This is a genomic window from Streptomyces sp. NBC_01439 (assembly GCF_036227605.1).
Taxonomy (GTDB): domain Bacteria; phylum Actinomycetota; class Actinomycetes; order Streptomycetales; family Streptomycetaceae; genus Streptomyces.
In genome coordinates, this window is the sequence record NZ_CP109487.1 from 5,731,823 (window position 1) to 5,755,976 (window position 24,154).

The 24,154-nt window shown below is 70.6% G+C and carries 21 protein-coding genes, 1 tRNA gene and 1 riboswitch; of the genes, 14 read left to right on the forward strand and 8 right to left on the reverse strand.

Translation table 11 applies throughout. The features are described from left to right. Nucleotides 1-270: 270 nt before the first annotated feature. Nucleotides 271-894 carry a SurA N-terminal domain-containing protein gene (locus tag OG207_RS25915; protein WP_329101322.1) on the forward strand — a complete coding sequence of 208 codons (624 nt, stop codon included), beginning with the start codon at nucleotides 271-273 and terminating at the stop codon, nucleotides 892-894. A gap of 53 nt (nucleotides 895-947) precedes the next feature. After that, complete coding sequence (locus OG207_RS25920; RefSeq protein ID WP_329101324.1) at nucleotides 948-1,979, forward strand: nucleoside triphosphate pyrophosphohydrolase; 1,032 nt, start codon at nucleotides 948-950, stop codon at nucleotides 1,977-1,979. A 26-nt stretch (nucleotides 1,980-2,005) separates the two neighbouring features. On the opposite strand, the gene OG207_RS25925 is transcribed toward OG207_RS25920, so the two are convergent. Beyond that, nucleotides 2,006-3,202: a globin domain-containing protein gene (locus OG207_RS25925; protein WP_329101326.1), complete on the reverse strand. Its 1,197-nt coding sequence runs from the start codon at nucleotides 3,200-3,202 to the stop codon at nucleotides 2,006-2,008. Nucleotides 3,203-3,332: 130 nt separating this feature from the next. Here OG207_RS25925 and OG207_RS25930 point away from each other — a divergent pair, with 130 nt between their 5' ends. From OG207_RS25930 to OG207_RS25960, 7 genes are all read left to right on the forward strand, one after another. Further along, nucleotides 3,333-4,646 carry a cytochrome P450 family protein gene (locus tag OG207_RS25930; RefSeq protein ID WP_329101328.1) on the forward strand — a complete coding sequence of 438 codons (1,314 nt, stop codon included), beginning with the start codon at nucleotides 3,333-3,335 and terminating at the stop codon, nucleotides 4,644-4,646. A gap of 90 nt (nucleotides 4,647-4,736) precedes the next feature. Further along, nucleotides 4,737-5,771 carry a LysM peptidoglycan-binding domain-containing protein gene (locus OG207_RS25935; RefSeq protein WP_329101330.1) on the forward strand — a complete coding sequence of 345 codons (1,035 nt, stop codon included), beginning with the start codon at nucleotides 4,737-4,739 and terminating at the stop codon, nucleotides 5,769-5,771. A gap of 276 nt (nucleotides 5,772-6,047) precedes the next feature. Then, nucleotides 6,048-6,220, forward strand: a riboswitch (cyclic di-AMP (ydaO/yuaA leader). Nucleotides 6,221-6,222: 2 nt separating this feature from the next. Then, the gene (locus OG207_RS25940; RefSeq protein WP_329101332.1) at nucleotides 6,223-6,966 is read left to right on the forward strand and encodes a transglycosylase family protein; all 744 of its coding nucleotides are present in this window, start codon (nucleotides 6,223-6,225) and stop codon (nucleotides 6,964-6,966) included. A gap of 291 nt (nucleotides 6,967-7,257) precedes the next feature. Beyond that, nucleotides 7,258-8,538, forward strand: a complete 1,281-nt coding sequence (gene eno / locus OG207_RS25945; RefSeq protein WP_030763520.1) for a phosphopyruvate hydratase — start codon at nucleotides 7,258-7,260, stop codon at nucleotides 8,536-8,538. Between the two features lie 99 nt (nucleotides 8,539-8,637). Next, nucleotides 8,638-9,126, forward strand: a complete 489-nt coding sequence (locus OG207_RS25950; RefSeq protein WP_266595734.1) for an FtsB family cell division protein — start codon at nucleotides 8,638-8,640, stop codon at nucleotides 9,124-9,126. Between the two features lie 56 nt (nucleotides 9,127-9,182). Next, nucleotides 9,183-9,734, forward strand: a complete 552-nt coding sequence (locus OG207_RS25955) for a DUF501 domain-containing protein (protein WP_329101336.1) — start codon at nucleotides 9,183-9,185, stop codon at nucleotides 9,732-9,734. Beyond that, the gene (locus tag OG207_RS25960) at nucleotides 9,731-10,702 is read left to right on the forward strand and encodes a Ppx/GppA phosphatase family protein (RefSeq protein ID WP_329101338.1); all 972 of its coding nucleotides are present in this window, start codon (nucleotides 9,731-9,733) and stop codon (nucleotides 10,700-10,702) included. The genes OG207_RS25955 and OG207_RS25960 overlap by 4 nt, the downstream gene beginning before the upstream one ends. A 104-nt stretch (nucleotides 10,703-10,806) precedes the next feature. Here OG207_RS25960 and OG207_RS25965 read toward each other — a convergent pair whose 3' ends face one another. Beyond that, entirely contained in the window at nucleotides 10,807-11,079 is a 273-nt protein-coding gene (locus OG207_RS25965) for a type II toxin-antitoxin system Phd/YefM family antitoxin (protein WP_329101339.1), read from the reverse strand. A 492-nt stretch (nucleotides 11,080-11,571) separates the two neighbouring features. Between OG207_RS25965 and OG207_RS25970 the strand changes: the two genes are divergently transcribed. Together OG207_RS25970 and OG207_RS25975 are read left to right on the forward strand one after the other, a co-directional pair. Beyond that, nucleotides 11,572-12,954, forward strand: a complete 1,383-nt coding sequence (locus OG207_RS25970; RefSeq protein WP_328790171.1) for an NAD(P)/FAD-dependent oxidoreductase — start codon at nucleotides 11,572-11,574, stop codon at nucleotides 12,952-12,954. A 196-nt stretch (nucleotides 12,955-13,150) separates the two neighbouring features. Continuing rightward, nucleotides 13,151-14,551, forward strand: coding sequence for a cyclopropane-fatty-acyl-phospholipid synthase family protein (locus OG207_RS25975; protein ID WP_329101342.1), 1,401 nt, complete (start codon nucleotides 13,151-13,153; stop codon nucleotides 14,549-14,551). 91 nt (nucleotides 14,552-14,642) lie between these two features. On the opposite strand, the gene OG207_RS25980 is transcribed toward OG207_RS25975, so the two are convergent. Together OG207_RS25980 and OG207_RS25985 are read right to left on the reverse strand one after the other, a co-directional pair. Next, nucleotides 14,643-17,186 (reverse strand): ABC transporter permease, encoded by a 2,544-nt coding sequence (locus OG207_RS25980; protein WP_329101344.1) that lies wholly within the window; start codon nucleotides 17,184-17,186, stop codon nucleotides 14,643-14,645. Between the two features lie 58 nt (nucleotides 17,187-17,244). Further along, nucleotides 17,245-18,009, reverse strand: a complete 765-nt coding sequence (locus OG207_RS25985) for an ABC transporter ATP-binding protein (RefSeq protein WP_329107880.1) — start codon at nucleotides 18,007-18,009, stop codon at nucleotides 17,245-17,247. A 408-nt stretch (nucleotides 18,010-18,417) separates the two neighbouring features. Here OG207_RS25985 and OG207_RS25990 point away from each other — a divergent pair. Further along, nucleotides 18,418-18,502, forward strand: a tRNA-Leu gene (locus tag OG207_RS25990). Nucleotides 18,503-18,826: 324 nt separating this feature from the next. Continuing rightward, nucleotides 18,827-19,675, forward strand: coding sequence for a Bax inhibitor-1/YccA family protein (locus OG207_RS25995; protein WP_329101346.1), 849 nt, complete (start codon nucleotides 18,827-18,829; stop codon nucleotides 19,673-19,675). Nucleotides 19,676-19,795: 120 nt separating this feature from the next. Here the strand turns inward: OG207_RS25995 and OG207_RS26000 are convergent, their stop codons facing one another. Continuing rightward, nucleotides 19,796-20,026 (reverse strand): DUF4287 domain-containing protein, encoded by a 231-nt coding sequence (locus tag OG207_RS26000; RefSeq protein WP_030010339.1) that lies wholly within the window; start codon nucleotides 20,024-20,026, stop codon nucleotides 19,796-19,798. Between the two features lie 101 nt (nucleotides 20,027-20,127). On the opposite strand from OG207_RS26000, the gene OG207_RS26005 reads away from it, so the two are divergent. Further along, nucleotides 20,128-20,472, forward strand: a complete 345-nt coding sequence (locus tag OG207_RS26005; protein WP_329101348.1) for a hypothetical protein — start codon at nucleotides 20,128-20,130, stop codon at nucleotides 20,470-20,472. On the opposite strand, the gene OG207_RS26010 is transcribed toward OG207_RS26005, so the two are convergent. The 3 genes from OG207_RS26010 to OG207_RS26020 form a co-directional block, all read right to left on the reverse strand. Continuing rightward, a complete protein-coding gene (locus OG207_RS26010; RefSeq protein WP_329107882.1) occupies nucleotides 20,456-21,271 on the reverse strand; it encodes a hypothetical protein in 816 nt (271 codons plus the stop codon). The genes OG207_RS26005 and OG207_RS26010 overlap by 17 nt on opposite strands. 393 nt (nucleotides 21,272-21,664) lie before the next feature. Further along, nucleotides 21,665-22,885 carry an acetyl-CoA C-acetyltransferase gene (locus OG207_RS26015; protein WP_329101351.1) on the reverse strand — a complete coding sequence of 407 codons (1,221 nt, stop codon included), beginning with the start codon at nucleotides 22,883-22,885 and terminating at the stop codon, nucleotides 21,665-21,667. Nucleotides 22,886-23,080: 195 nt separating this feature from the next. Next, on the reverse strand, nucleotides 23,081-24,079 hold the full coding sequence (locus OG207_RS26020) for an SGNH/GDSL hydrolase family protein (protein WP_329101353.1): 999 nt from the start codon (nucleotides 24,077-24,079) through the stop codon (nucleotides 23,081-23,083). Between the last annotated feature and the right edge of the window lie 75 nt (nucleotides 24,080-24,154).

Genomic DNA, 24,154 nt, shown 5'->3' on the forward strand with positions numbered 1-24,154 from the left:
GACCTTGGCAGGGCCGGGTGACCGAAGGGTGGCCTCAGGGTTGCCGGTGGCCGATCCCGGCGGCGCGAGGGGCTCGGGGTCCCCAGAACGGGTGACGGGTGGCGTGCCGGACCCGCCCGTGCCCGCCGGCTCGCCTATGAACGGTGCGTGTTCGGTCCGCGCGTGAATCGTTGGTCGAACCGGTGGTCCGGATCACCGTGACCTCATAACATCGATCACCGCACGGCCCTTTGTGCACTGACGCACAATCTTCCGGCCCTGGAGGCTCCTTTGCACCGTCGCACAGCGCTCTCCGTCTCCGCCGCCCTGCTCGTGGCGGCGCCCCTGCTGTCCGCCTGCTCGGGCGAGCCGCGAGCCGGCACCGCGGCCGTCGTGGGCGGCGAACGGATCACCACCTCCGCGCTCCAGGCCCAGGTCAACGACGTCCGTGCGGCGCAGAACCGGTCCGGGCAGGCCGCTGCCGAGCTCATCGCGAGCACCCCCCACCTGGAGCGGCAGAAGCTCGACGCGCTCCTCCAGAGCCGGATCATCGACAAGATGGCCGATACCGCCGGGCTCACGGCCACCCAGAAGGACATCGAGGACGAACGCAAGGCGTACGTCGACGAGAACGGCGGCAACGAGCAGTTCGAGGCACTGCTCCTGCAGAAGGGGGCCATGGCCCCCGGCCAGGTCGACCGCTTCCTCCGGGACCGGGTGCTCCTCACCGCGCTCACCGCCAAGTACGGAGCCGGGAAGCTGGAGCAGCCCGCCCGCGCCGCCGTCGAGGCACTGCACATCGAGGTGAACCCGCGCTACGGCGCCTGGGACGCCAAGGAGATCAAGCTCGGCACCGGGGAGACGCCCTGGATCACCCAGCGGACGCGGCCCGAGGCGGCGCCCGCCGGAGCCTGAGGCTCCGGGGTCCCGCGGGCCGCGGGCCGGCGCGCCGGAGGTAGGTTCGGAGGGTGACCGACCACTCCGAACCCACCGCCACCGCCGCCGCCGAGCCCACGGGCCGCATCGTCCTGCTGACCACCAGCCACCGGGTCGCCCCCGGCGTACTGTCCTGGCCGGCGTGGCAGACCCTGCACGCAGCGGACCGGGTGCTGTGCGCCGACCCCGACCACCCGCAGCTGCCGTACCTGCGGGAGGCGGGCATCGAGGTCGCGTTCGAGAGCCCGGACGCGCACGCGCTGGTCGAGGCCTGCGCGGGCGGCCGTACGGTCGTGGTGCTCCCGGGCGGCGAGGGCGACCAGCGGCTCACCGACGGGCTGGCCCGGCTGGCCGGCTCGGGCCGGGTCTCGATGCCCGACCTGGAACTCCTTCCGGGCTCCTACGACCTGCCGGGCGCGCGCCTGCTCGACCTGGTCCAGGTGATGGACCGGGTCCGGCGCGAGTGCCCGTGGACCTCCCGGCAGACCCACCGGGGCCTGGCCAAGTACGCGATCGAAGAGGCGTACGAGCTGGTCGAGGCCATCGAGGACGGGGACCGGGAGGAGCTGCGCGAGGAGCTCGGCGACGTGCTGCTCCAGGTGGTCTTCCACGCCCGGATCGCCGAGGAGGCCGGCGGGGACGGCGAGGACGGCGAGGACGCTACCGAGGCCTTCTCCATCGACGACGTGGCCGGGGCGCTGGTCACCAAGCTGATCCACCGGCATCCGCACGTCTTCGGCGACGCGGAGGCCGAGACCCCGGAGGACGTCAACGCGCACTGGCAGCGCACCAAGGCGGTGGAGAAGCGGCGGGAGTCGGTCACCGACGGGATCCCGGTGGGCCAGCCCGGCTTGGCGCTCGCCGCCAAGCTCGCGGGCCGGGCCCGGACGGGCGGCGTGGCCGTGGAACTGCCCCGCGGCGAGGGCATCGGGTACGAACTGCTCGAGCTCGCGGCCCGTGCCGAGGCGGCGGGGACCGACCCCGAGACCGCGCTGCGCGCGGCGGCCCGCGCCTACCGGGACGCGATCCGGGCGGCCGAGGGCGTGGCGGAGCCGGGCGAGTAGGGGACCTTCCTCGAGGGGGCCTTCCTTCAGTACGCCTTCGGCGCGCGGGCCGACGGGTCGTGCCAGTGGGGCGCCCGGGGGTCGAGGAACCACTCGCCGAATCCCAGCGGGCGCTCCCCGTACGCGGGGCCCCGGGCCGGTACGGCGTCGTGGAAGAGGCGGCCGGGGCGGGCGCCCAGCTCCTGGAGGAGGTGGGCGGTCTCGTCGATGAACTGCGGCGGACCGCTCAGGTAGACGTCCTGGTCCGGCCACAGCCCCCGGTTGCCCAGGGCGGTCGCCAGCCGGTCGGTGGCCTGGTTGCGGTGGCGCCCCGGGGCGGGCGTGATGTAGGTGACGGCGAGCCAGGCGCAGCTGGCGGCGAACGCGTCGATGAGCGGGCGGTCGTAGAGGTGCGCGCCGTCCCGGGCCACCACGAAGAGCCGTACGTCCTGATCGCAGGGACGCTCCGCGAGGTCCTCCAGCAGGGCCCGGATGGGTGCCCAGCCGGTGCCGGCGGCGATCAGGCTGACCGGGCGGTCCGCGCGGCGGAAGGTCAGCTGCCCGCCGGCGGCGCTGAGTCGCAGCAGGTCGCCCGGCCGGGTCTCGCGGACCAGGGCGGTGCTCAGGCGCCCCTGTTCGACCCGGCTGACGTGCAGGTCGAGGGTGCCGTCGGGGCGGGGGGCGTTGCCGATGGAGTAGGTGCGCCAGGTCGTCGGGAACCGACCGCTGCTCACGCTCGTGTACTGGCCGGGGAGATAGGGGAAGGGTGCGTGCGGCCGTAGCGTCAGGACGCCTATGTCCGGTCCGTACTGGAGGTGGCGCACGACCTCGGCGTCCCACCACGGTGGGTCCTCGCTCGCTTCGGCGCCGGCCGTCATCGCGTCGGCCATCACCTGGTAGGCCTCGGCCCAGGCCTTCTCGACCGGTGGGGTCCAGGCCGCGCCGGAGGTCTCCGCGAGTGCGGCGAGCAGGCTGGCGCCGACGGCCGCGTAGTGCTCGGGGCGGACCAGGAACTTGCGGTGGTCGCGTCCCAGGTCGCGCAGGTAGGGGCCGAGGGTCTCGTCGTCCATGTGGGCGATCACGTGGGTGAGCGCGGCGAAGAGCCGGTCCCGCTGGCGTTCCATGTCGTGGAGGGGGTCCGGGAAGAGGGCGCGGATCGCGGGGTTGTGCCAGAAGAGGTGGGAGTAGAAGAACTTGACGGCGTGCTCGGCCCGTCTCTCCACCACCGCGAAACTGCTTTTCAAGATCCTGACATCCACAAAACCGAAAGTAGGAATGTCGGAGAAGTTGACGTCAAGGGATGGCCGATCTACGGACAGCCGCGACTAACCGGCTATATCGGATGGGGTTTCGGCGCCGGGATACGGTCATCAGGTGCACGAGCAGACCTCCGGAACCCCCGCCGAAACCCCCGCGGACACTCCCGCCGACACCCCTTCCGCCGAGGGCCCCACCCTCTTCGACTGGGAGTTCGCGACCGACCCCTACCCGGCGTACGCCTGGCTGCGCGAGCACTCCCCGGTGCACCGCACCAAGCTGCCCAGTGGGGTCGAGGCGTGGCTCGTCACCCGGTACGCCGATGCCCGCCAGGCCCTCGCCGACCAGCGGCTCAGCAAGAATCCGGCGCACCACGCCGAGCCCGCGCACGCCAAGGGCAAGACCGGGATCCCGGGGGAGCGCAAGGCGGAGCTGATGACGCACCTGCTCAACATCGACCCGCCCGACCACACCCGGCTGCGGCGACTGGTGTCGAAGGCCTTCACCCCCCGCAGGGTCGCCGAGTTCGCCCCGCGGGTGCAGGCGCTCACCGACCACCTGATCGACCAGTTCGCGGGGAGGGGCGAGGCCGATCTCATTCACGAGTTCGCCTTCCCGCTCCCGATCTACGCCATCTGCGAGATGCTCGGGGTACCGCGCGAGGACCAGGACGACTTCCGCGACTGGGCCGGCATGATGATCCGCCACGGCGGCGGTCCACGTGGTGGGGTGGCCCGGTCGGTCAAGCAGATGCGGACCTACCTCGGCGAACTCATTCATCGCAAAAGGGGCGATCTGGGCGATGACCTCATTTCCGACCTGATTCGGGCGAGCGATCACGGCGACCACCTGACGGAGGGCGAGGCCACCGCCATGGCCTTCATCCTGCTCTTCGCCGGTTTCGAGACCACCGTGAACCTCATCGGCAACGGGGTCCACTCCCTCTTCATGAATCCGGACCAGCGCACCCGCCTCCAAGACTCCCTCGCCGCCGGCGACCGCGGCCTGCTGGAGACCGGCATCGAGGAGCTGCTCCGCTACGACGGCCCCGTGGAGCTGGCGACCTGGCGGTTCGCCACCGAACCACTGACTCTCGGAGGCAAGGACGTCGCGGCGGGCGATCCGGTTCTCGTCGTCCTCGCCGCGGCCGACCGGGACCCCGAGCGCTTCGCGGACCCGGACACCCTCGACCTCTCCCGGACCGACAATCAGCACCTCGGGTACGGCCACGGCATCCACTACTGCCTGGGTGCCCCGCTCGCCCGACTCGAAGGGCAGACCGCACTCGCGACTTTGCTGACGCGTCTACCTGATCTGGAACTTGCCGTTCCACCCCAAGACCTGCGCTGGCGCGGAGGGTTGATCATGCGAGGACTGCGCACTCTTCCCGTTCGATTCGCGGCTCAAAACAGTTGCGCGAAAGCTGATTAAAAGTCAGGTTCGGCCTTGACTTGTGACAATCGTTCGAAGGCCGCTAGGTTCTGCCGTTACCCCGCTGTTATATGCGAAAGGTGATCCCTCATGCTCTCCGGGAACGGCCGTCACAGACGCCCCCGCCAGGTCCCCGCGCTGGTCGTCACAGCCGGAGTCACTGGCTCCGCGCTGGCCATGCCGCTGTTGGCCGCCACCAGCGCCACTGCCGCCGACACGTCCACGTGGGACAAGGTCGCCGAGTGCGAGAGCGGCGGCTCGTGGAGCGCGAACTTCGGTAGCGGCGCCTACGGCGGACTCCAGTTCACCCAGGAAGAGTGGCAGAGCGCCGGCGGGCTCGACTTCGCCGAGCGCCCCGACCTGGCGAGCCGTTCCCAGCAGATAGCCGTGGCCGAGCGGGTGCTCGGCTCGACGGGGCCGCAGGCCTGGCCGCTGTGCGCGGCCTCGGCCGGCCTGGTCAAGGAGAGCCCCGCCGCCAAGGTGGACCCCGGTCTGCCCGGCAGCCAGAGCCCGATCGCCCCCGCGCCGTCCCGCCCGGACGACGCCGTTCCGTCCACCGGGGGCGGCAAGCCGTCCACGGACTACGGGTCGCCGACCCCGGCCCCGGCTGCGAGCCCGTCCAGCACCCCGTTCCTGATTCCCGACGCCCCGTCCGTCGGGCTGCCCGTCATGCCCGCGCCGGACGTCCCGACGACGCCTCCGGTCGACCCGACCGCTCCGGTCCAGCCGGGCGGCCCGACCGGCACGCCGGCCCCCGTCGACCCGACGGCGCCGACGCAGCCGGTGGACCCGACCGCGCCCACCACCCCGCCCGTCACGCCGGGACTGCCCCCGGTCGACTCGACGGCCCCCGCGAACCCGGAGGTCCCGCAGACCACCGGCGCCACTCCTGTCGAGGGCAGCGGCAAGCACCGCGGTGCGCCCGAGGGCGAGTCGACGGCCCCGTCCGGTGCCGCATCGGACCCCACTTACACGGTCCAGGCGGGCGACAGCCTGGCGACCATCGCGGTTGCCAAGGGCGTAAAGGGGGGCTGGAACGGTCTCTACCAGGCCAATGAGCAAGTCATCGGCGGGGACGCCGACCTCATCAAGCCCGGCCAGAACCTGGATCTAACCCCGCAATAAGGACAGTTCAGTTATCCGGAAAGAGTCGAATGTCGGATTTCTATAAGTGAGACATGTGTCTCTTCCGGTCAACTGGCGTGTCCCGCCTCGGGGCTTCCGCAAACCCCGCCCTCACCTGCGCAAACACCCCTGCAGGGGGCGCAAGTAGGGGCCGTTTCTCCCCGATGTTCGTCGTTGAACATCGGGGAGAGACCTGTCTACCTTCTGAATCGCTCGCCACCGCGAGCTCCTTCGACCGCATCGCCGAATCCTGCCGGCGGACGGGGGGAACAGTCGTCGCGTCAAGCGCCGAAGGCAGGAGCGGGGGAACCAAGGTAGGTGCCGGGAGCGGCCGTTGAGAGACGGTCACGCAACCGGCTTGGGGTTAAGACGTGCGCTAGGTCGCACGGCCGGGCAACTCACTCGCCCGAACCCGACAGCTCACCTCGTAGGCGTCGGTGAGGAGAACTCCATGCTGCTTTCCGGCAAGGGCAAGCACCGTCGCGGTACTGCAATCGAGCGGTCTGTTCGGATCGTCACGCTCGCCGGTGTCGCCGGTGTGGCCGTGGCCGCCCCCCTGATGGCCGCGGGCACCGCCAGCGCCGCCACCACGTCCGAGTGGGACAAGGTCGCGCAGTGCGAGTCGGGTGGCAACTGGGCCATCAACACGGGCAACGGCTACTACGGCGGTCTGCAGTTCTCGCCCTCCACGTGGGCCGGGTTCGGTGGCAAGTCGTACGCCGCGCAGGCCAACCAGGCCTCCAAGTCGCAGCAGATAGCCATCGCCGAGAAGGTCCTCAAGAGCCAGGGCAAGGGCGCCTGGCCGTCCTGCGGCAAGGGCCTGTCGAACTCCGCCTACAGCGGTGGCGGCTCCGAGACCCCGGCGTCGTCGAAGCCCCAGTCTAAGCCGCAGTCCAAGCCGCAGCCGAAGGCCGAGACGAAGAAGGTCGAGACGAAGAAGGTCGAGACCAAGGCCGCGCCGAAGCAGGAGACCAAGCGCGCCGAGGCTCCGACCACCCGCTCCGAGCGCACCGAGGCTCCGGCCGCGCCGAAGACCGGCAACGGCTCGTACGAGGTCAAGTCGGGCGACACCCTGGGCACCATCGCCGAGGCCAACGGCGTCAAGGGCGGCTGGCAGCAGCTCTTCGAGCTGAACAAGGACATCGTCTCGGACGCCGACCTGATCTTCCCGGGACAGAAGCTGAAGCTCAGCTGAACACTGCGGTAGAGCCGCAGGAACGTGTACGCGGCGTCAGCTGACCCCGTGCAGGATTTCCACCGCCCGGCGCGCGCCCCACGCGCCGGGCGGTGCTGCGTGCGGCCCCCGAACGTCGATGATCAAGCGATGTATGTCCCGGAAGAGGGGTATTCGAGCGCTTTTTCGTCCCAGGGTCCGGGCGGTCGGGCGGCCCAGTGCCCGGAGCCGGTTAGGCTCTAGGCGGCAAGGCCATCCCACGGCCTGACACGCCACCGCACACTCAGCGTCACATCCCAGAAGGAGATGCTCGTGCCGTCCATCGACGTCGTCGTAGCCCGGGAAATCCTGGACTCCCGAGGCAACCCCACGGTCGAGGTCGAGGTGGGCCTCGACGATGGCAGCACCGGCCGTGCTGCAGTTCCGTCCGGCGCCTCCACCGGTGCATTCGAGGCCATCGAGCTGCGTGACGGTGACCCCGACCGTTACTTCGGCAAGGGTGTCGAGAAGGCCGTCCTCGCCGTCATCGAGCAGATCGGCCCGGAGCTCGTCGGCTACGACGCCACCGAGCAGCGCCTGATCGACCAGGCCATGTTCGACCTGGACGCCACCGACAACAAGGGCTCGCTCGGCGCCAACGCCATCCTCGGCGTGTCCCTGGCCGTCGCGCACGCCGCGTCCGAGGCCTCGGACCTCCCGCTCTTCCGCTACCTCGGCGGTCCGAACGCGCACCTGCTGCCCGTTCCGATGATGAACATCCTCAACGGTGGGTCGCACGCCGACTCCAACGTGGACATCCAGGAGTTCATGATCGCCCCCATCGGCGCGGAGTCCTTCTCCGAGGCGCTGCGTTGGGGTGCCGAGGTCTACCACACCCTCAAGAAGGTCCTGCACACCAAGGGCCTCTCCACCGGCCTGGGCGACGAGGGCGGCTTCGCCCCGAACCTGGAGTCCAACCGCGCCGCGCTCGACCTCATCATCGAGGCCATCAAGCAGGCCGGCTACACCCCGGGCACGGACATCGCGCTCGCGCTCGACGTCGCCGCGTCCGAGTTCTACAAGGACGGCCAGTACGAGTTCGAGGGCAAGTCCCGCTCGGCCGCCGAGATGACCGACTACTACGCCGAGCTCGTCGAGGCGTACCCGCTGGTCTCCATCGAGGACCCGCTGTTCGAGGACGACTGGGACGGCTGGAAGACCATCACCGACCGCCTCGGCGCCAAGGTCCAGATCGTTGGTGACGACCTGTTCGTCACCAACCCGGAGCGTCTGGCCCGCGGTATCGAGGAGGGCTCCGCGAACGCCCTGCTCGTGAAGGTGAACCAGATCGGTTCGCTGACCGAGACCCTGGACGCAGTCGAGATGGCCCAGCGCAACGGCTTCAAGTGCATGATGTCCCACCGTTCCGGTGAGACCGAGGACGTCACCATCGCCGACCTCGCCGTCGCCGTGAACTGCGGTCAGATCAAGACCGGCGCCCCGGCCCGCTCGGACCGCGTCGCCAAGTACAACCAGCTGCTGCGCATCGAGGAGATCCTCGACGACGCCGCGGTGTACGCGGGCCGCTCCGCCTTCCCGCGCTTCAAGGGCTAATCACCCCCCTGAGGGGCTGGCCTCCGTACGTCCCCGCACTCGGTCCCGTACCGTGTGCGGGGACGTATTGCGTAGTGCGTACCTAGGGGAGGCGGACCAATGGCCGGGAACCGGGATCGGTTCTCCACCTTCTCCACCGCGACGAGGCTCAAGCAGCTCGGCGAGCGGACCGCCGCCCACGTCTACCGGTCGCAGTCGCGGCGCCAGGTCCGCCGCAGCCGGCTCACCGGCCGCGCCGCGCTCCTGGTGCTCGTCCTCTGTACGCTGGTCGTCGCCCTCGCGTATCCGATGCGCCAGTACGTTTCCCAGCGCTCGGAGATCGCGAAGCAGCAGCGGGCCGCCGCGGCCGCGCGGGACCGCCTCGAGCGGCTCCGTGACGAGAAGGCCCGCTGGCAGGACGACGCCTACGCGGAGCAGCAGGCGCGCAAGCACCTGCACTTCCTGCGCCCGGGGGAGATCGGCTACATCATGAGCGACCCCGGGGCCCAGTCCCCGCAGCCGCACCGGACCGGCCACGCCGGCTCCGACCGCCCCTGGTACTCCAACGTCTGGGACGGCGTCGACAAGGCCGACCGCCCCGGCGAGTGATCCGTACCGCCGTACCGCAGCACCCATCCACGAGAACGAAGAGACTTCCTCCAGGCATGCAGACGCCCCCGCCCCAGACCGACCGGACCGAGCCGACCGACGCGGACATCGAGGCGTTCGAGCAGCAGCTCGGCCGCCCGCCGCGCGGGCTGCGCGCCATCGCGCACCGCTGCCCCTGCGGGCAGCCGGACGTGGTGGAGACCGCCCCGCGGCTCCCCGACGGCACCCCCTTCCCGACGCTGTACTACCTGACGTGCCCGCGCGCGGCCTCCGCGATCGGCACGCTGGAGGCCAACGGCGTGATGAAGGAGATGCAGGCCCGGCTCGCCGAGGACAAGGAACTGGCCGCCGCCTACCAGGCCGCCCACGAGGACTACATCCAGCGGCGCGACGCCATCGAGGTGCTCCAGGGCTTCCCGAGCGCCGGCGGCATGCCGGACCGGGTGAAGTGCCTGCACGTGCTGGTCGGCCACTCCCTGGCCGCCGGCCCCGGGGTGAACCCGTTCGGTGACGAGGCCCTGGCGATGCTGCCGGAGTGGTGGGCCAAGGGTGCCTGCGTCGTGCCGTGCGGGGAGAAGAAGACGGACGACGAGGGGTCGCGGGCGTGACCCGGGTCGCCGCCGTCGACTGCGGTACGAACTCCATCCGGCTGCTGGTGGCGGACTACGAGCCGGCCACCGGCGAGCTGGTCGAGTTGGACCGCCGGATGACCATCGTCCGGCTCGGTCAGGACGTGGACCGGACCGGGCGCCTGGCCCCGGAGGCGCTGGAGCGCACCTTCGCCGCCTGCCGCGAGTACGCGGGAGTGATCAAGGAGTTCGGTGCGGAGCGGGTGCGCTTCGTGGCGACCTCCGCCTCCCGGGATGCCGAGAACCGGGCGGACTTCGTCCGGGGCGTCCTGGACATCCTGGGGGTCGAGCCCGAGGTGATCTCCGGTGACCAGGAGGCGGAGTTCTCCTTCGTCGGTGCCACCAAGGAGCTCGCGGCGCACGAGCACCTTCCGCGGCCGTTCCTGGTGGTGGACATCGGCGGCGGTTCGACCGAGTTCGTGGTCGGCGAGGAGCACGTACGGGCCGCGCGGTCCGTGGACATCGGCTGCGTCCGGATGACCGAGCGGCACCTGGTGGTGGACGGGGTCGTCACCGACCCGCCGACCGCCGAGCAGGTCGCCGCGATCCGCGCCGACATCGAGGCGGCGCTGGACCTGGCCGCCGAGGGCGTCCCGCTGGCCGAGGCGCGCACGCTGGTGGGCCTGGCCGGTTCGGTGACCACGGTCGCCGGGATCGCGCTGGGGCTGGCGGAGTACGAATCGTCCGCGATCCACCACTCCCGGATCTCCTACGAGCAGGTGCGCGCGATCAGCGAGCGGATGCTGACGGCGACGCACGCCGAGCGCGCGGCGATCCCCGTCATGCATCCGGGTCGGGTGGACGTGATCGGAGCGGGTGCGCTGGTACTGCTGGCGATCATGGAGCGCATCGGCGCTTCGGAGGTCGTCGTGTCGGAGCACGACATCCTCGACGGCATCGCGATCAAGACCGCAGAAGAGGCCGGGGCCGACCAGCGGCGGGTGTGACCTGCCGGATCGATGGAAGACGGTGCTGCGGTCGGCCGACCGCAGCACCGTCGTCTTGCCGGACTCAGCTGGTGAGGTGGACGTCGCGCCGGTCGCCGACCACTTCACGCCGCTCCGTCTGCCCGCTCACTGAACAGGTCGGCCAGCAACTCGGCCATGGTCACGGTCGGTCCACCTTCTGCCAGCACGGCCTCCGCCTCGCGTGCGAGGAGTTCCTCGGCCGCCTCTTCGAGCGCGTTGAAGTCCGCGAGGGGAACCAGGGCGGCCACCGGGGCGCCGTTACGGGTGATGACGGTCGGAGTGCCCTGCTCCGCCCGGTTGATGTGGTCCGCGAGGTGGGCCCGGGCTTCACGCACGGTCACGGCGTTCTCACTCATGCCGCCAGCGTACGCGCGGGCGCGTACACATGCCTGTCCGGTGCCGAATCGATGTGGGTTCGGAGGGAGATGCTCGATGGAATCGCTTGGTCCATCGCCTGAACGACCTTCGAAGTAGGTTGTGAAGGGCTCTTGGGCCCGTGATCCACACCAAGTTCGTGAAGTTCTTCACAAGGAAAAGGGGTCTGTTGGCTCGAAGGAAGGGCCCTTCGGGGTCTTCCGGAGGCCCTCAGGCCCTTTTTCGCGTGTGTTCGTGCGATCCACGGGGGTGACGGGATCCGCGTCGGAGGTATGGACGAACCCCTGTGGTCCAGTCCTCTTTTGGCCTTGGAGGCCAGTTCAGGACGGGTGAACAACGACTCCGGGCGCCTTCTGGTTCCCGTCGCGCGCCATGACCTCCGTCACGTGGGCGGCGGAGTGTAGCAGAGGGTCTCTCAGCCCTTGTGAAGGGGCTCACGAGCGACACCCCTTTGGGTGCTGGATACTCGTTCCATGAGCACCACGGAGCGTCCCAGGATCCTCGTTGTAGGAGGTGGGTACGTAGGCCTGTACGCAGCCAAGCGCATCATGAAGAAGATGCGCTACGGCGAGGCGACCGTCACGGTCGTCGACCCGCGCTCGTACATGACCTACCAGCCCTTCCTCCCTGAAGTGGCCGCAGGCAGCATCTCGCCTCGGCACGTCGTCGTCCCGCTGCGACGCGTGCTGCCCAAGGCAGAGGTCCTCACCGGCCGGGTCACCAGCATCGACCAGGACCGCAAGGTCGCCGTCGTCACGCCGCTCGTCGGCGAGGCGTACGAGCTGCCCTTCGACTACCTGGTGATCGCGCTCGGCGCCGTCTCCCGCACCTTCCCGATCCCCGGCCTCGCCGAACAGGGCATCGGCATGAAGGGCGTCGAAGAGGGCATCGGCCTGCGCAACCACGTCCTCGAGCAGCTCGACAAGGCCGAGTCCACGACGGACGAGAACGTCCGCCGCAAGGCCCTCACCTTCGTCTTCATCGGCGGCGGCTTCGCCGGTGCGGAGACCATCGGTGAGGTCGAGGACATGGCCCGGGACGCCGCGAAGTACTACTCCACGATCAAGCGCGAGGACATGCGCTTCATCCTGGTCGACGCGGCCGACAAGATCCTTCCCGAGGTCGGGCCCAAGCTCGGCGCCTGGGGCAAGGAGCACCTGGAGTCCCGCGGCATCGAGATCTACCTCAGCACCTCCATGGACTCCTGCGTGGACGGCCACGTGGTGCTGAAGAACGGCCTCGAGGTCGACTCCAACACCATCGTGTGGACCGCCGGCGTCAAGCCGAACCCGGCGCTGGCCCGCTACGGCCTGCCGCTCGGCCCCCGCGGCCACGTGGACGCCCAGCCGACCCTCCAGGTCACGGGCACCGACTACATCTGGGCCGCCGGCGACAACGCCCAGGTCCCGGACGTCGCCGCCCGCAAGGCCGGCGTCGAGAACGCCTGGTGCCCGCCGAACGCCCAGCACGCGCTGCGCCAGGCCAAGGTCCTCGGCGACAACGTGATCTCGGGCATGCGGGGCTTCCCGCAGCACCCGTACTCGCACTCCAACAAGGGCGCGGTGGCGGGTCTCGGCCTCCACAAGGGCGTCGCGATGATCGTCATGGGCAAGACGAAGATCAAGCTCAAGGGCCGGCTGGCCTGGTACATGCACCGTGGCTACCACGGCATGGCCATGCCGACCTGGAACCGCAAGATCCGCGTCTTCGCCGACTGGACCCTCGCGATGTTCCTCAAGCGCGAGGTCGTTTCCCTCGGCGCGCTGGAGACCCCCCGCGAGGAGTTCTACGAGGCCGCCAAGCCGGCGCCGGCCCCGGCCGCCGCCGCTGCCCCGGCAGCGAAGGCCAAGGCCTGACCGGTGTGACCGGCGGGGCCTGAGCCCCACCCGGCTCACCTGCTCCGTCCGCTCCACCTGCACGACCTGCACGACCTGCACGACCTGTACGACCCCGAAGGGGCCGCCCGCCATCCGTGGTGCGGGCGGCCCCTTCGGCGTACCCGGAGCCCGGGACGGGTAGACGGAGGGGTCGGAGCTTTTGTGGAGGTGCGCCATGACCGACGCCGCGCCGCGGCTCGCCGTTGTTGCCGAGACCCTGCTGGGTGCCCCGCTACCGGTACGCGTGCGGGCCTGGGACGGCAGCGAGGCGGGCCCGCCCGACGGCCCCGTGCTCGTCATCCACGACCGCCGCGCCGTGCGCCGGATGCTGTGGAGGCCCGGCGAGCTGGGGCTGGCCCGGGCCTGGGTGGCCGGCGAACTGACGGTCGAAGGCAATCTGTTCGATCTACTGGACCGGGTGGCGGGCCTGCTGTGGGAACGCGAGCCGGACCTGCCGCCCGTCCACCCCGCCGTCTCCACGGCCCAGCCCGGGCCCGGCCCGGGCGCGGCCTTCGGGAGCATCGCCCGCCGCGCCGGGCTCCCCGCGCTGCGCGACCTGCCGGGGGCGAGGTGGCGCGACGCCGCCCACCGCGCCGCCGCGCGCGAACTCATCGCCCTCGCCGGACCGCTGCCGCCGCCCGCGCCGCCCGCCGAGGAGGCGGCCAGACGGGGCGGGCCACGCCACAGCAAGGGCCGGGACCGCCGGGCCGTCAGCCACCACTACGACGTCGGAAACGACTTCTACGAACGGGTGCTGGGCCCCTCGATGGTGTACTCCTGCGCCTACTGGAGCCCCGGCTCCACCCTGGAACGGGCCCAGCGCGACAAGCTCGACCTGGTCTGCCGCAAGCTCGCCCTGCGCCCCGGGGAGCGGCTGCTCGACGTCGGCTGCGGCTGGGGCTCCATGGCGTTGCACGCGGCCCGGGAGTACGGGGTCCGGGTTACCGGCGTCACGCTCTCCCGCGAGCAGGCCGCGTACGCCCGCAAGCGGGTCGCGGACGGGGGACTGACCGACCTGGTGGACATCCGGATCCAGGACTACCGGGACGTCAAGGACGGGCCGTACGAGGCCATTTCCTCCATCGGGATGGCCGAACACGTCGGGGCCGACCGCTACCGGGAGTACGCCCGCACCCTGCACGCCCTGCTGCGCCCCGGCGGGCGGCTGCTGAACCACCAGATCGCCCGTCCGCCGGAGCCGGACGAGGAGGCCTACCGGATCGACGAGTTCATCGACGCCTACGTCTTCCCCGACGGCGAGCTCTCCCCGCTCGGCACCACCGTCGGCGAGCTGGAGCGGGCCGGCTTCGAGGTCCGCGACGTGGAGGCGCTGCGCGAGCACTACGGGCTGACCCTGCGGGCCTGGGTGGCCCGACTGGAGGAGCACTGGGCGGAGGCGGTCCGACTGACCTCGCCCGGGCGGGCCCGGGTCTGGCAGCTCTACATGGCGGCCTGCGCGCTCGGCTTCGAGCGGGGCCGACTGGGCGTCAACCAGGTGCTGGCGGTGCGGCCCACGGCCGCCGGGGACGCCCGGTTGCCGCTGCGGCTGCGCACCTGGGACGCAGAAACGGTCTAGCAGGGCCACTGCACGGGTGCGGGCACGGGCGCGGAAGCGGAAGGGCCCCGGGGCGACACGCCCCGGGGCCCTTCCGCTGTCCCTGCCGTTGCTACTCCGTCTTGATGGCGGTGAGCATGTTCAGGCGGGCGGCGCTGCGGGCCGGCCACATGGCGGCCAGCACACCGACCAGTCCGGCGAGTACGAAGAAGATCCCGATCCGGTCGAAGGGGATGACCAGTTCGTAGCCCGGGACGGAGCCGGCGATGGTCTTGCCGCCGGCCCAGGCGAGGAAGACGCCGACGCCGATGCCGAGGACCGCGCCGAAGAGCGAGATCACCACGGCCTCCAGCCGGATCATGTTCTTGACCCTGCCGCGGTCCAGGCCGACGGCGCGCAGCATGCCGATCTCCTGCTGGCGCTCGTATACCGACATCGCGAGGGTGTTGATCACGCCGAGCACCGCGATGATCAGGGCCATGCCGAGCAGGCCGTACATGATGTTCAGGGCGGTGTTCACCTGGCCGGCCATCTCGTTGCGGATGCCGGCCTTGTCGGCGACCTTGATGGCCGGGTTCTTGCCGAGGGCGTCGACGACGACCTGCTGGTTCGCCGCGGAGGCGCCGCCGTCGGTCTTGACGAGGACCTCGGGCAGGTACTGGGTCTCGTTGTGCGAGGCCAGGATCTTGTTGTCGAGGACGTAGTCGTCCAGCTGGCCCTTGCCGTCGAAGATCGCGCCGACCTGGAGCTTGCCCTTCTGGCCGTCGTCGTACTGGGCGTCGAGGGTGGAGCCGACCTTCAGCCCCTTCTTCTTCGCCTCCTCGGCGGAGACCATCAGCTTGCCCTCGCCCAGGGCGGCGAGGTCGCCGCTGGTGGTGTGGACGTTCAGCAGCTGGGAGAGACCGGCCGGGTTGACGCCGTTGACCAGCTGGCCGGTGTCGCCGAGCTTGACGATCTCACGGGTCCTCGGGGAGACCGCGACGACGCCCTTGCCCTTCTCCAGGGCGGGGAGGACGGACTTGTCGAGGTTCATGCCCTCGCCGGCCATCGTGACCCGGTAGTCGGCCTTGATGTTCTGCGTGGTGGTCTTGTCGACGGCCTGGCCGACGGTGATGCCGATCACCGACATGGCGGTGACCAGGGTCAGGCCGATGGTCAGGGAGGCTGCGGTGACCGCGGTGCGGCGCGGGTTGCGGAGCGCGTTCTGCGCGGCCAGCTTGCCGGCGACGCCGAAGACCTTCTCCAGCAGCGGGCGGACCGCGGCGATCACCGGGCGGGACAGCATCGGCAGCAGCACGAACAGGCCGATGACCAGGAAGAACGCGCCGGCGGCGATGGTCGTGCGACCGTCGCTCTTCTGGCTCACGCCGAGCAGGACCACCCCGATGCCGATGAGGGCGAGCACGCTGCCGATGGAGTTGCGCAGCACCAGGGACTTCATGGTCGCCGGGAGGTGGGCGCTGCCCATGGCGGCGACCGGGGCGATCTTGGTGGTGCGGCGGGCCGGCAGCCAGGCGGCGAGCATGGTGATGACGACGCCGATGACCAGGGCCGTCACGACCGTCGTCGGCGCGATGATCAGGTCGCCGGCGGGGATCTTGGCGTCGAGGAGCCCCATCGCAGAGCGCATCGCGACCGCCAGGCCGATGCCGGCGGCCAGACCGATGACCGAGGAGATGAAGCCGACCACGGCGGCCTCGGCGAGGACCGAGCGCTTGACCTGGCCGCGGTTGGCGCCGACGGCGCGGAGCAGGGCCAGTTCCTTGGTGCGCTGGGCGACCAGCATCGTGAAGGTGTTGTAGATCAGGAAGATGCCGACGAAGAGGGAGACCCCGGCGAAGATCAGCAGGCCCTGGCTCATGCCGGACATGGCCTGCTCGATGAACTTGGCCTGCTCGGCGGCGAGGGCCGCGCCGGTCTGCGCGTGGGAGTTCTCGCCCAGCAGCGGCTTGATCTGGGTCAGCAGCTGGTCGGCGCCGGTGCCGGCCTTGGCGGCGACGGAGACCTCGCTGTAGAAGCCGGGCTGGAGGTAGAGCTCCTGGGCGACCGCGGTGTCGAAGAGGACCAGGCTGCCGCCCGCGTTGACCGCGCCGTCCTCGGTGGTGAAGACGCCGGAGAGGGTGAACTCCTGGACCGGGCCGTTGGTGGCGACACGGATCTTGTCGCCGACCCGGTACTTGCCCTTGGCCGCGCTGTCCTTGTCGAGGGCGACCTGGTCGGCCTTGGCCGGGCCGGAGCCGTCGGTGAAGGTGTAGCGCGGGTCCTTGCCGTCCTTGGCGGGGGCGAAGTTGGAGCCGGCGTTGGACCAACCGGAGCCGATCAGCTTGCCGTTCTCGTCGCCGACGCCGGCGAATCCGGTCACCCGGCCGGAGGCGGAGTCGACGCCCTGGAGCGCCCTGACCTTGTCGAGGGTCTGCTGGCTGATGCCGGGGTCGCCCTCCTTGCCGCCGTCTTCGCCGCGGCTGGCGCCGCCGTCGGTGATCGAGACCGCGACGCCCTCGTAGGACTTCGCGGACTGGTTGGACATGGCCTTGCTGAGGGTGTCGGTGAAGACGAGGGTGCCGGAGACGAAGGCGACGCCGAGGGTGACGGCGAGCACCGTCATCAGCAGTCGGGCCTTGTGCGCGAGGACGTTGCGCAGGGCGGTACGGAACATGGGGGATCTCAGTCCTGGGGCTGGAAGTCTGGAAGAGGGCCGGGGAGGAGATCCCGGGTCAGCTGGTGCGGCCCTTGGCGTCGAAGGCCTTCATGCGGTCCAGCACGCCGTCGGCGGTGGGGTCGAACATCTCGGCGACGATCTTGCCGTCGGCGAGGAAGATGACGCGGTCTGCGTAGGAGGCGGCGACCGGGTCGTGGGTGACCATCACGACGGTCTGGCCGAGCTCGCGCACCGAGTTGCGCAGGAAGCCGAGGACTTCGGCGCCGGAGCGGGAGTCGAGGTTTCCGGTGGGCTCGTCGCCGAAGATGATCTCGGGGCGGGAGGCCAGGGCGCGGGCCACGGCCACGCGCTGCTGCTGGCCGCCGGAGAGCTGGGTGGGGCGGTGGGAGAGGCGGCCCGAGAGGCCGACCATGTCGATCACGGAGTTCAGCCACTGCTGGTCGGGCTTGCGGCCGGCGATGTCCATGGGGAGCGTGATGTTCTCCAGGGCCGTCAGGGTCGGCAGCAGGTTGAAGGCCTGGAAGATGAAGCCGATCTTGTCCCGGCGGAGCTGGGTGAGCTGCTTGTCCTTGAGGCTGCCCAGTTCGGTGTCGCCGATGCGGACGGAGCCCGAGGAGAAGGTGTCGAGTCCGGCGACGCAGTGCATCAGCGTGGACTTGCCGGAGCCCGAGGGGCCCATGATCGCGGTGAACTGCCCCTGCGCGAAGTCCACCGAGACCTTGTTGAGGGCGACCACCTGGGTCTCGCCCTGGCCGTACACCTTGGAGAGGTCGGTGGCGCGGGCGGCCACGGCCTGGGCGGTGTGCGGGGCGTAGTTCATGGTGGTCACGGGACGGCTCCTCGGTCTGCTGTGCGGGACGCTTCCATCCTCGCCGCGAGTACCCCCGCCCCGGATCAGCCGCCGTGCCTGTTCTTCGGCCCACTGGAGTCTGACGGCGGGCGGGCGCGTGTCCTCCTCTGGTATGACGGGGACCTGACTCGAGGGCGATCACCCGGGGTGGCGGGGAGGGTGGCGCAGGGGGGTGGCGTGGGCCATCGAAATCCCGTCATTCCCACACAGGTCATGACCGACGGCCAGAGCGGGCCGACCGCGGTTTCTGGGCCCTGACGAACCCTCAAGCGCCAATAAAATCAGACAACATCGGAAAGTTCGCAGGTTGGTGGGGGGAGCGATCCGGATAGGCTCGGTTCAGCGTTCAAGGCTTTTTTACGGGGGCCGCCACGCCTTGCCCGGATGGTGGAATGCAGACACGGCGAGCTTAAACCTCGCTGGCCTTCGGGCCGTGCCGGTTCAAGTCCGGCTCCGGGCACCATCAATGGAACGGTGTCCGGCCCGCATGACCGACCCCGTGGGGGCGCGGCCGATTCCGGGATCGGGAACGCGGCGGAACACGTGGGTGGCGCTCGTCTCCCCGCACGGGACCCCGAAGTCTTCCGTGGCGACGGCGACCGCGTGATCCGACCCGGATCGTCTGCACCCGGCCGGTCCGGCCGGTGAGCGGACGTGCGGATTCCTCTTTTATTTACTGCGCTCCGTCGTGGCCTCTCTTAAGATCCTCCTCCAGCAGTAGGGTGCTTCTTTTGCGAGCGCATTACTCTTGATGCAAGGCCGCGCTCGGTGGCCACGGAGGAGTGAGATGAGGAGCAGTAACCCGGTCTTCTCGCGACGGGGGTTCAGCCGCGACAACGGTGGCTACGCGGGCTTTGACGCGCAGGCACAGCAGGCCGGGACCAACCCGTACGCGACGAACCCGTATGCGGCCGACCCGACCACCGGCATGCCGCAGGCCCCGGCCCGCGCCAACGTGATGACCATGGACGACGTCGTGAGCCGTACGGCCATGACGCTCGGCACGCTCATCGCGACGGCGACCCTCGCCTGGATCGCGCTACCGGTCGACCCGGACAACCTCGGAGTGTCGTACGGCATCGCCATCGGCGCGGCCCTCATCGCCTTCGTCCTGGTGATCGTCCAGTCCTTCAAGAGCAAGCCCTCCCCGGGCCTGATCCTGGCCTACGCGGCCTTCGAGGGCGTCTTCCTCGGCGTGATCAGCGCGGCCGTCAGCACGTACCTCGGTCCCGGCGTGGTCATGCAGGCCGTGATGGGCACGATGTGCGTCTTCGCCGCCGTGCTCTTCGCGTACAAGATGCGCTGGATCCGCGTCACCCGCCGCTTCTACGGCTTCGTGATGGCGGCGGCGCTGGGCTTCATCCTGCTCATGCTCGTGAACTCGCTGGTCGCGATCGTCGGCGGCGGTGACGGCCTCGGCTTCCGCAGCGGCGGCCTCGGCCTGCTGTTCGGCGCCATCGGCGTCATCCTCGGCGCTTGCTTCCTCGCCCTCGACTTCAAGCAGGTCGAGGACGGCATCGCCTACGGTGCCCCGCGCGAGGAGGCCTGGCTGGCGGCCTTCGCCCTCACCATGACCCTGGTGTGGATCTACGTCGAGATGCTGCGCATCTTCTCGATCCTCTCGGGCGACGACTAGCAGGACCCGCAGGCCGGTCACCGGTCTGCGCACCCGCACGGGGAAGGCCCCGCGAGCACCGCTCGCGGGGCCTTCCCGCATCCAGGGTGCGGGGACGGTCGGGGTATCGGGGGAGGGGGCTCAGCCGAACCGGCGTGCGGCTCTGCGCAGGTCGTACTCGTGGATGATCGCCTTGGCCTGGCCGTACGACAGCTCGTGCGCGCCGCGGAGCCAGCTGACCTTCTCCTCGAACCGGACGAGTGAGGGGCCGTCGTCCACGGTGCGGAGCCAGTCGGACACTTCACGACCGGTGGTCTGGGGGATTCTGTCGATCATGTTGCGGTGTGTCTGCTCGGAGAACTCTACGGACATGGGCGCCTCCGGAAGGTTTGCCGTGCTGTTCTCTTCACGCCACCGTGCCGGAGAGTTCGCCCGTTGGCAATGGTGCCCGGGCGGCGCGTAAGGTCGGCCGGGTGCTTGATACTTCGCCCCTGACCGCCGTCGTGGAACGTTTCGCCGACCGGCTGCGGGCCGCGCCGCAGAGTCGCCTGCAGCAGGGCGCCGCCGCCGCGGCACTGGACCTGGCCCGCGAACTCTCCGTACGGGCCCAGCGGATCGAGACGCCCGGGCAGGAGCCGAAGGAGGTGCCGGACGCCGGCCTCTTCGCGGTCGGCGATCAGGTGGCGGTGACCGGGCTGGACCTCGCCGAAGCACTGCGCGCCGCAGACCCGGCCCCGGACAGCACGACGGCCCCGTCAGAGGAGCTGGACGAGGCCGTGCGGCTGGTGGAGCAGGCGGAGATCAGAGCGATGCGATGACGCGGTCCGCGAGGATGTAGACGTTGCTGTCGGGGTCCTCGGCGTCACCGCAGGAGAAGGTCAGCGCATAGGCGCCGGAGATGCCCGAGCCGCCGAGCAGGACCGGCGCGGTGCCCGAGCGCAGGGCCTCGGCAAGGCGCTCCGCGGTCTCCCGGTGTCCCGGGGTCATGCACAGCGTCGTGCCGTCGGTGAAGACGTACACGTCGAGCGTGCCGAGCGGGCCCGGGCGGACGTCCGCGAGGGCCGTACGGGCCTCCGCGAGCTCCTCCAGGCGGTTCACGGTGCGCTCGTGGTCGGCGCCGGGGTGCGAGGCCTGGACCGGTACGAAGTCGGGGTGCGAGGGGTGGCGCCGGCGCGCGGCGGCCAGCTCGGCCGAATCCTCGGGATACCCGGGGAGCTCGTCGAGGATCTCCTCGCCGAGCACGGGCTCCAGCCCCACCAGGTCGGCCTGCCGGGGCAGGAAGACCGGGCTGTCCTCGCCGAGCCCGGACAGACCGCCCAGCAGCGAGGGGGCGTCGGCGGCGTCACGGGCCTCCTGCGCGGCCCAGAAGGCCCGCGCTTCGGCGAGCTCGCGCTCGCGCTCCTCGGCGAGGGCTTCCGCCACGGCGGCTCGTATCTCCGCGGCGGGGGACTCCACGGCGCTGCGGGCGTGCGGGACGGTCGCACCGCGGGGGTGGACCGGCACCGACAGCTCAGTGCGCAGGGCGGCGACCTGCTTGCGCAGACCATGGACGGCGTGCAGCGCAGCAGCGCCCACGGCCGTGGCAGCGGCCGTGGTCAGCAGCAGGGCAAGAGACATGGCGCTCACTGACTAACTCCTGAGGTGATTCGATCCCCCGACTTCCTACATCAGAGTGTCCCGACCTGGGAATGGCGTGCAGTGCATTACGTCACGAAATGGACAGGGCTTTCGTCACACACGCCGCATCTGTACCAGCCTTGACCTGCATAAACACCGATCCCCCAGGAGATAGGTCACATCCTGGGGGAAATTTGGTCACAGGTCGGCCGCGACCGGGTTAGATCCGGTGTCAGTACGCCGCAAGGGATCCATCCGGATCCCTTGCGGCGCCTGGGGTCGCTCTTGATCCAATGAGCTCAGCCGCCGTTTTCTCGGTCGCGCTGGGCTTCGCCACCGCTGCGGGCAGGTGCCGCGTTCGTCCCTCACGCGACCCCTACCCTCCGCTACGGCTCAGCTCAGCCGCTCGATGACCATGGCCATGCCCTGGCCGCCGCCCACGCACATGGTCTCCAGACCGAACTGCTTGTCGTGGAACTGCAGGCCGTTGATCAGGGTGCCGGTGATGCGCGCACCGGTCATCCCGAAGGGGTGACCGACGGCGATGGCTCCACCGTTGACGTTCAGCTTGTCGAGGGGGATCTCAAGGTCCCGGTACGACGGGATGACCTGGGCCGCGAAGGCCTCGTTGATCTCGAAGAGGTCGATGTCGCCGACGGTCAGCCCGGCCCGCTTCAGGGCCTGCTTCGACGCCTCGACCGGGCCCAGGCCCATGATCTCGGGGGAGAGACCGGTGACACCGGTGGAGACGATCCGGGCCAGCGGGGTCAGGCCCAGCTCGCGGGCCTTGGTGTCGCTCATGATGACCAGCGCCGCGGCGCCGTCGTTGAGCGGGCAGCAGTTGGCGGCCGTGACCAGGCCGTCGGGGCGGAAGACGGGCTTGAGGCCCTGCACGCCCTCCAGGGTCACGCCGGCGCGCGGGCCGTCGTCCGTGGAGACGACCGTGCCGTCCGGGGTGGTGATCGGGGTGATCTCGCGGGCCCAGAAGCCGTTCTTGATGGCCTCTTCGGCCAGGTTCTGGGAGCGGACGCCGAACTCGTCCATGTCCTGGCGGGTCACGCCCTTCAGGCGGGCCAGGTTCTCGGCGGTCTGGCCCATCGAGATGTACGCGTCGGGGGCGAGTCCGTCCTCGCGCGGGTCGTGCCAGGACGAGCCCTCGCTCTCGGCGACGGCGGCCGTACGGGCCTCGGCGTCCCCGAAGAACGGGTTGTGGGTGTCGGGCCAGGAGTCCGAGTTGCCCTTCGCGAACCGCGACACCGTCTCCACGCCCGCGGAGATGAACACGTCGCCCTCGCCCGCCTTGATGGCGTGCAGGGCCATCCGGGAGGTCTGCAGCGAGGAGGAGCAGTAACGGGTGATGGTGGTGCCGGGCAGGAAGTCCATGCCCATCTGCACGGCCACGATGCGGGCCAGGTTGTTGCCCTGCTCGCCGCCGGGCAGGCCACAGCCGAGCATCAGGTCGTCGATCTCGCGCGGGTCCAGCCCGGGGACCTTGGCCAGGGCGGCCTGGATGACCGTCGCGGTCAGGTCGTCCGGCCGCACGTCCTTGAGGGACCCCTTGAAGGCGCGCCCGATGGGGGAGCGGGCGGTGGAAACGATGACGGCTTCGGGCATCGGGACTCCAAGAGTGTGTTGCGGCTCTGAGCGGGACCGCAAGCGAAGTTACCGCCCCGTACGGTCCAGGTCACCGGCCGGGGCGTGTGACACGGGCCGCACTCGCCCGCGGCATCGGGCCGTGGGCGCCGAACGAGACGCGGTCCGGGCGTCGCGGCGGGCGGCCCGAACCCGCTCGGATCGCCCGGCCAGGGCCTACGGCACCACCGGCTGGGCCGGGTCCGTCGCCGGCACCCGCCGCCGGCGGCGGTGCTTGAGCAGCACCCAGGGGCCGCGGACGGCCGTGACCTCCGTGCCCGCCTGGCCCGCCGCGGCCGACGCGGCCTTCGCCACCGGCAGCATGTCCTCGTCCCGGGACACGTCCAGCCGGTCCGACTCCGGCCACAGGCCCAGTGTCGCGCACAGGGTCGGCAGCACGGCCATGGCGGCCGTCGCGTACCCCTCGGCCGACGGGTGGTAGGAGTCCGGGCCGAACATCTCGCGCGGGTTCGCGGCGAACTCCGGTCCGAGCAGGTCTCCCATCGAGACCGTACGGGCACCCAGCGCGACCACTCCTATGGTCTGCGCGGCGGCCAGCTGGCGCGAGACCCGGCGCGCCAGCCAGCGCAGCGGCTGGTAGACCGGCTCGATCGTGCCCAGGTCCGGGCAGGTGCCCACGACGACCTCGGAGCCGGCCATGCGCAGCCTGCGCACGGCCGAGGTGAGCATCCGCACCGACTGGGTCGGCGGCATCCGGCGGGTCACGTCGTTCGCGCCGATCATGATCACGCAGACGTCCGGGGGCGGCCAGGGGCCGTCCAACAGCAAGCCGACCTGCCGGTCCAGGTCGTCCGACATGGCCCCCGAAAGGGCCACGTTGCGCAGCTCGACCGGCCGCTCGGCCACCGCGGCCAGCCCGGAGGCCATCAGGGCCGCCGGAGTCTGCCGGGCCCGCCGCACGCCCAGTCCCGCGGCCGTGGAATCACCCAGCATGCCCAGCCGCAGCGGCCCCGGGCTCTGCTCCGGCCCGCCGAATTCGCTCCCGTACAGCCCATCGGCACGCGGTGGCTCCGGCAGCCCCGAGCCCACCGCCCGCCTGGCGAACTGCATCTCGGCCACCACCAGCCCGACCGCGGCGGCCCCGACCAGTCCGAGTCCGCCTCCGCCGTACGCCGCCCCCGCCGCGATCCGGCGGGCTGTTCTCGCCCTGGACATCCTTCAGGCCACCTCCTCGGTCCTCATTGATCCCTACCTGCCCCGTACGGACGGTCGGCCAATCCCTTTCCGCAT

Bases quoted from the DNA above. Each gene is read 5' to 3' on its own strand.
- OG207_RS25935 (WP_329101330.1), top strand. From the start codon at position 4,737: ATGCTCTCCGGGAACGGCCGTCACAGACGCCCCCGCCAGGTCCCCGCG.
- OG207_RS25940 (WP_329101332.1), top strand. From the start codon at position 6,223: ATGCTGCTTTCCGGCAAGGGCAAGCACCGTCGCGGTACTGCAATCGAG.
- OG207_RS25950 (WP_266595734.1), top strand. From the start codon at position 8,638: ATGGCCGGGAACCGGGATCGGTTCTCCACCTTCTCCACCGCGACGAGG.
- OG207_RS25955 (WP_329101336.1), top strand. From the start codon at position 9,183: ATGCAGACGCCCCCGCCCCAGACCGACCGGACCGAGCCGACCGACGCG.
- OG207_RS25965 (WP_329101339.1), bottom strand. From the start codon at position 11,079: ATGAGTGAGAACGCCGTGACCGTGCGTGAAGCCCGGGCCCACCTCGCG.
- OG207_RS25970 (WP_328790171.1), top strand. From the start codon at position 11,572: ATGAGCACCACGGAGCGTCCCAGGATCCTCGTTGTAGGAGGTGGGTAC.
- OG207_RS25975 (WP_329101342.1), top strand. From the start codon at position 13,151: ATGACCGACGCCGCGCCGCGGCTCGCCGTTGTTGCCGAGACCCTGCTG.
- OG207_RS25980 (WP_329101344.1), bottom strand. From the start codon at position 17,186: ATGTTCCGTACCGCCCTGCGCAACGTCCTCGCGCACAAGGCCCGACTG.
- OG207_RS25985 (WP_329107880.1), bottom strand. From the start codon at position 18,009: ATGAACTACGCCCCGCACACCGCCCAGGCCGTGGCCGCCCGCGCCACC.
- OG207_RS25995 (WP_329101346.1), top strand. From the start codon at position 18,827: ATGAGGAGCAGTAACCCGGTCTTCTCGCGACGGGGGTTCAGCCGCGAC.
- OG207_RS26000 (WP_030010339.1), bottom strand. From the start codon at position 20,026: ATGTCCGTAGAGTTCTCCGAGCAGACACACCGCAACATGATCGACAGA.
- OG207_RS26010 (WP_329107882.1), bottom strand. From the start codon at position 21,271: ATGTCTCTTGCCCTGCTGCTGACCACGGCCGCTGCCACGGCCGTGGGC.
- OG207_RS26015 (WP_329101351.1), bottom strand. From the start codon at position 22,885: ATGCCCGAAGCCGTCATCGTTTCCACCGCCCGCTCCCCCATCGGGCGC.
- OG207_RS26020 (WP_329101353.1), bottom strand. From the start codon at position 24,079: ATGTCCAGGGCGAGAACAGCCCGCCGGATCGCGGCGGGGGCGGCGTAC.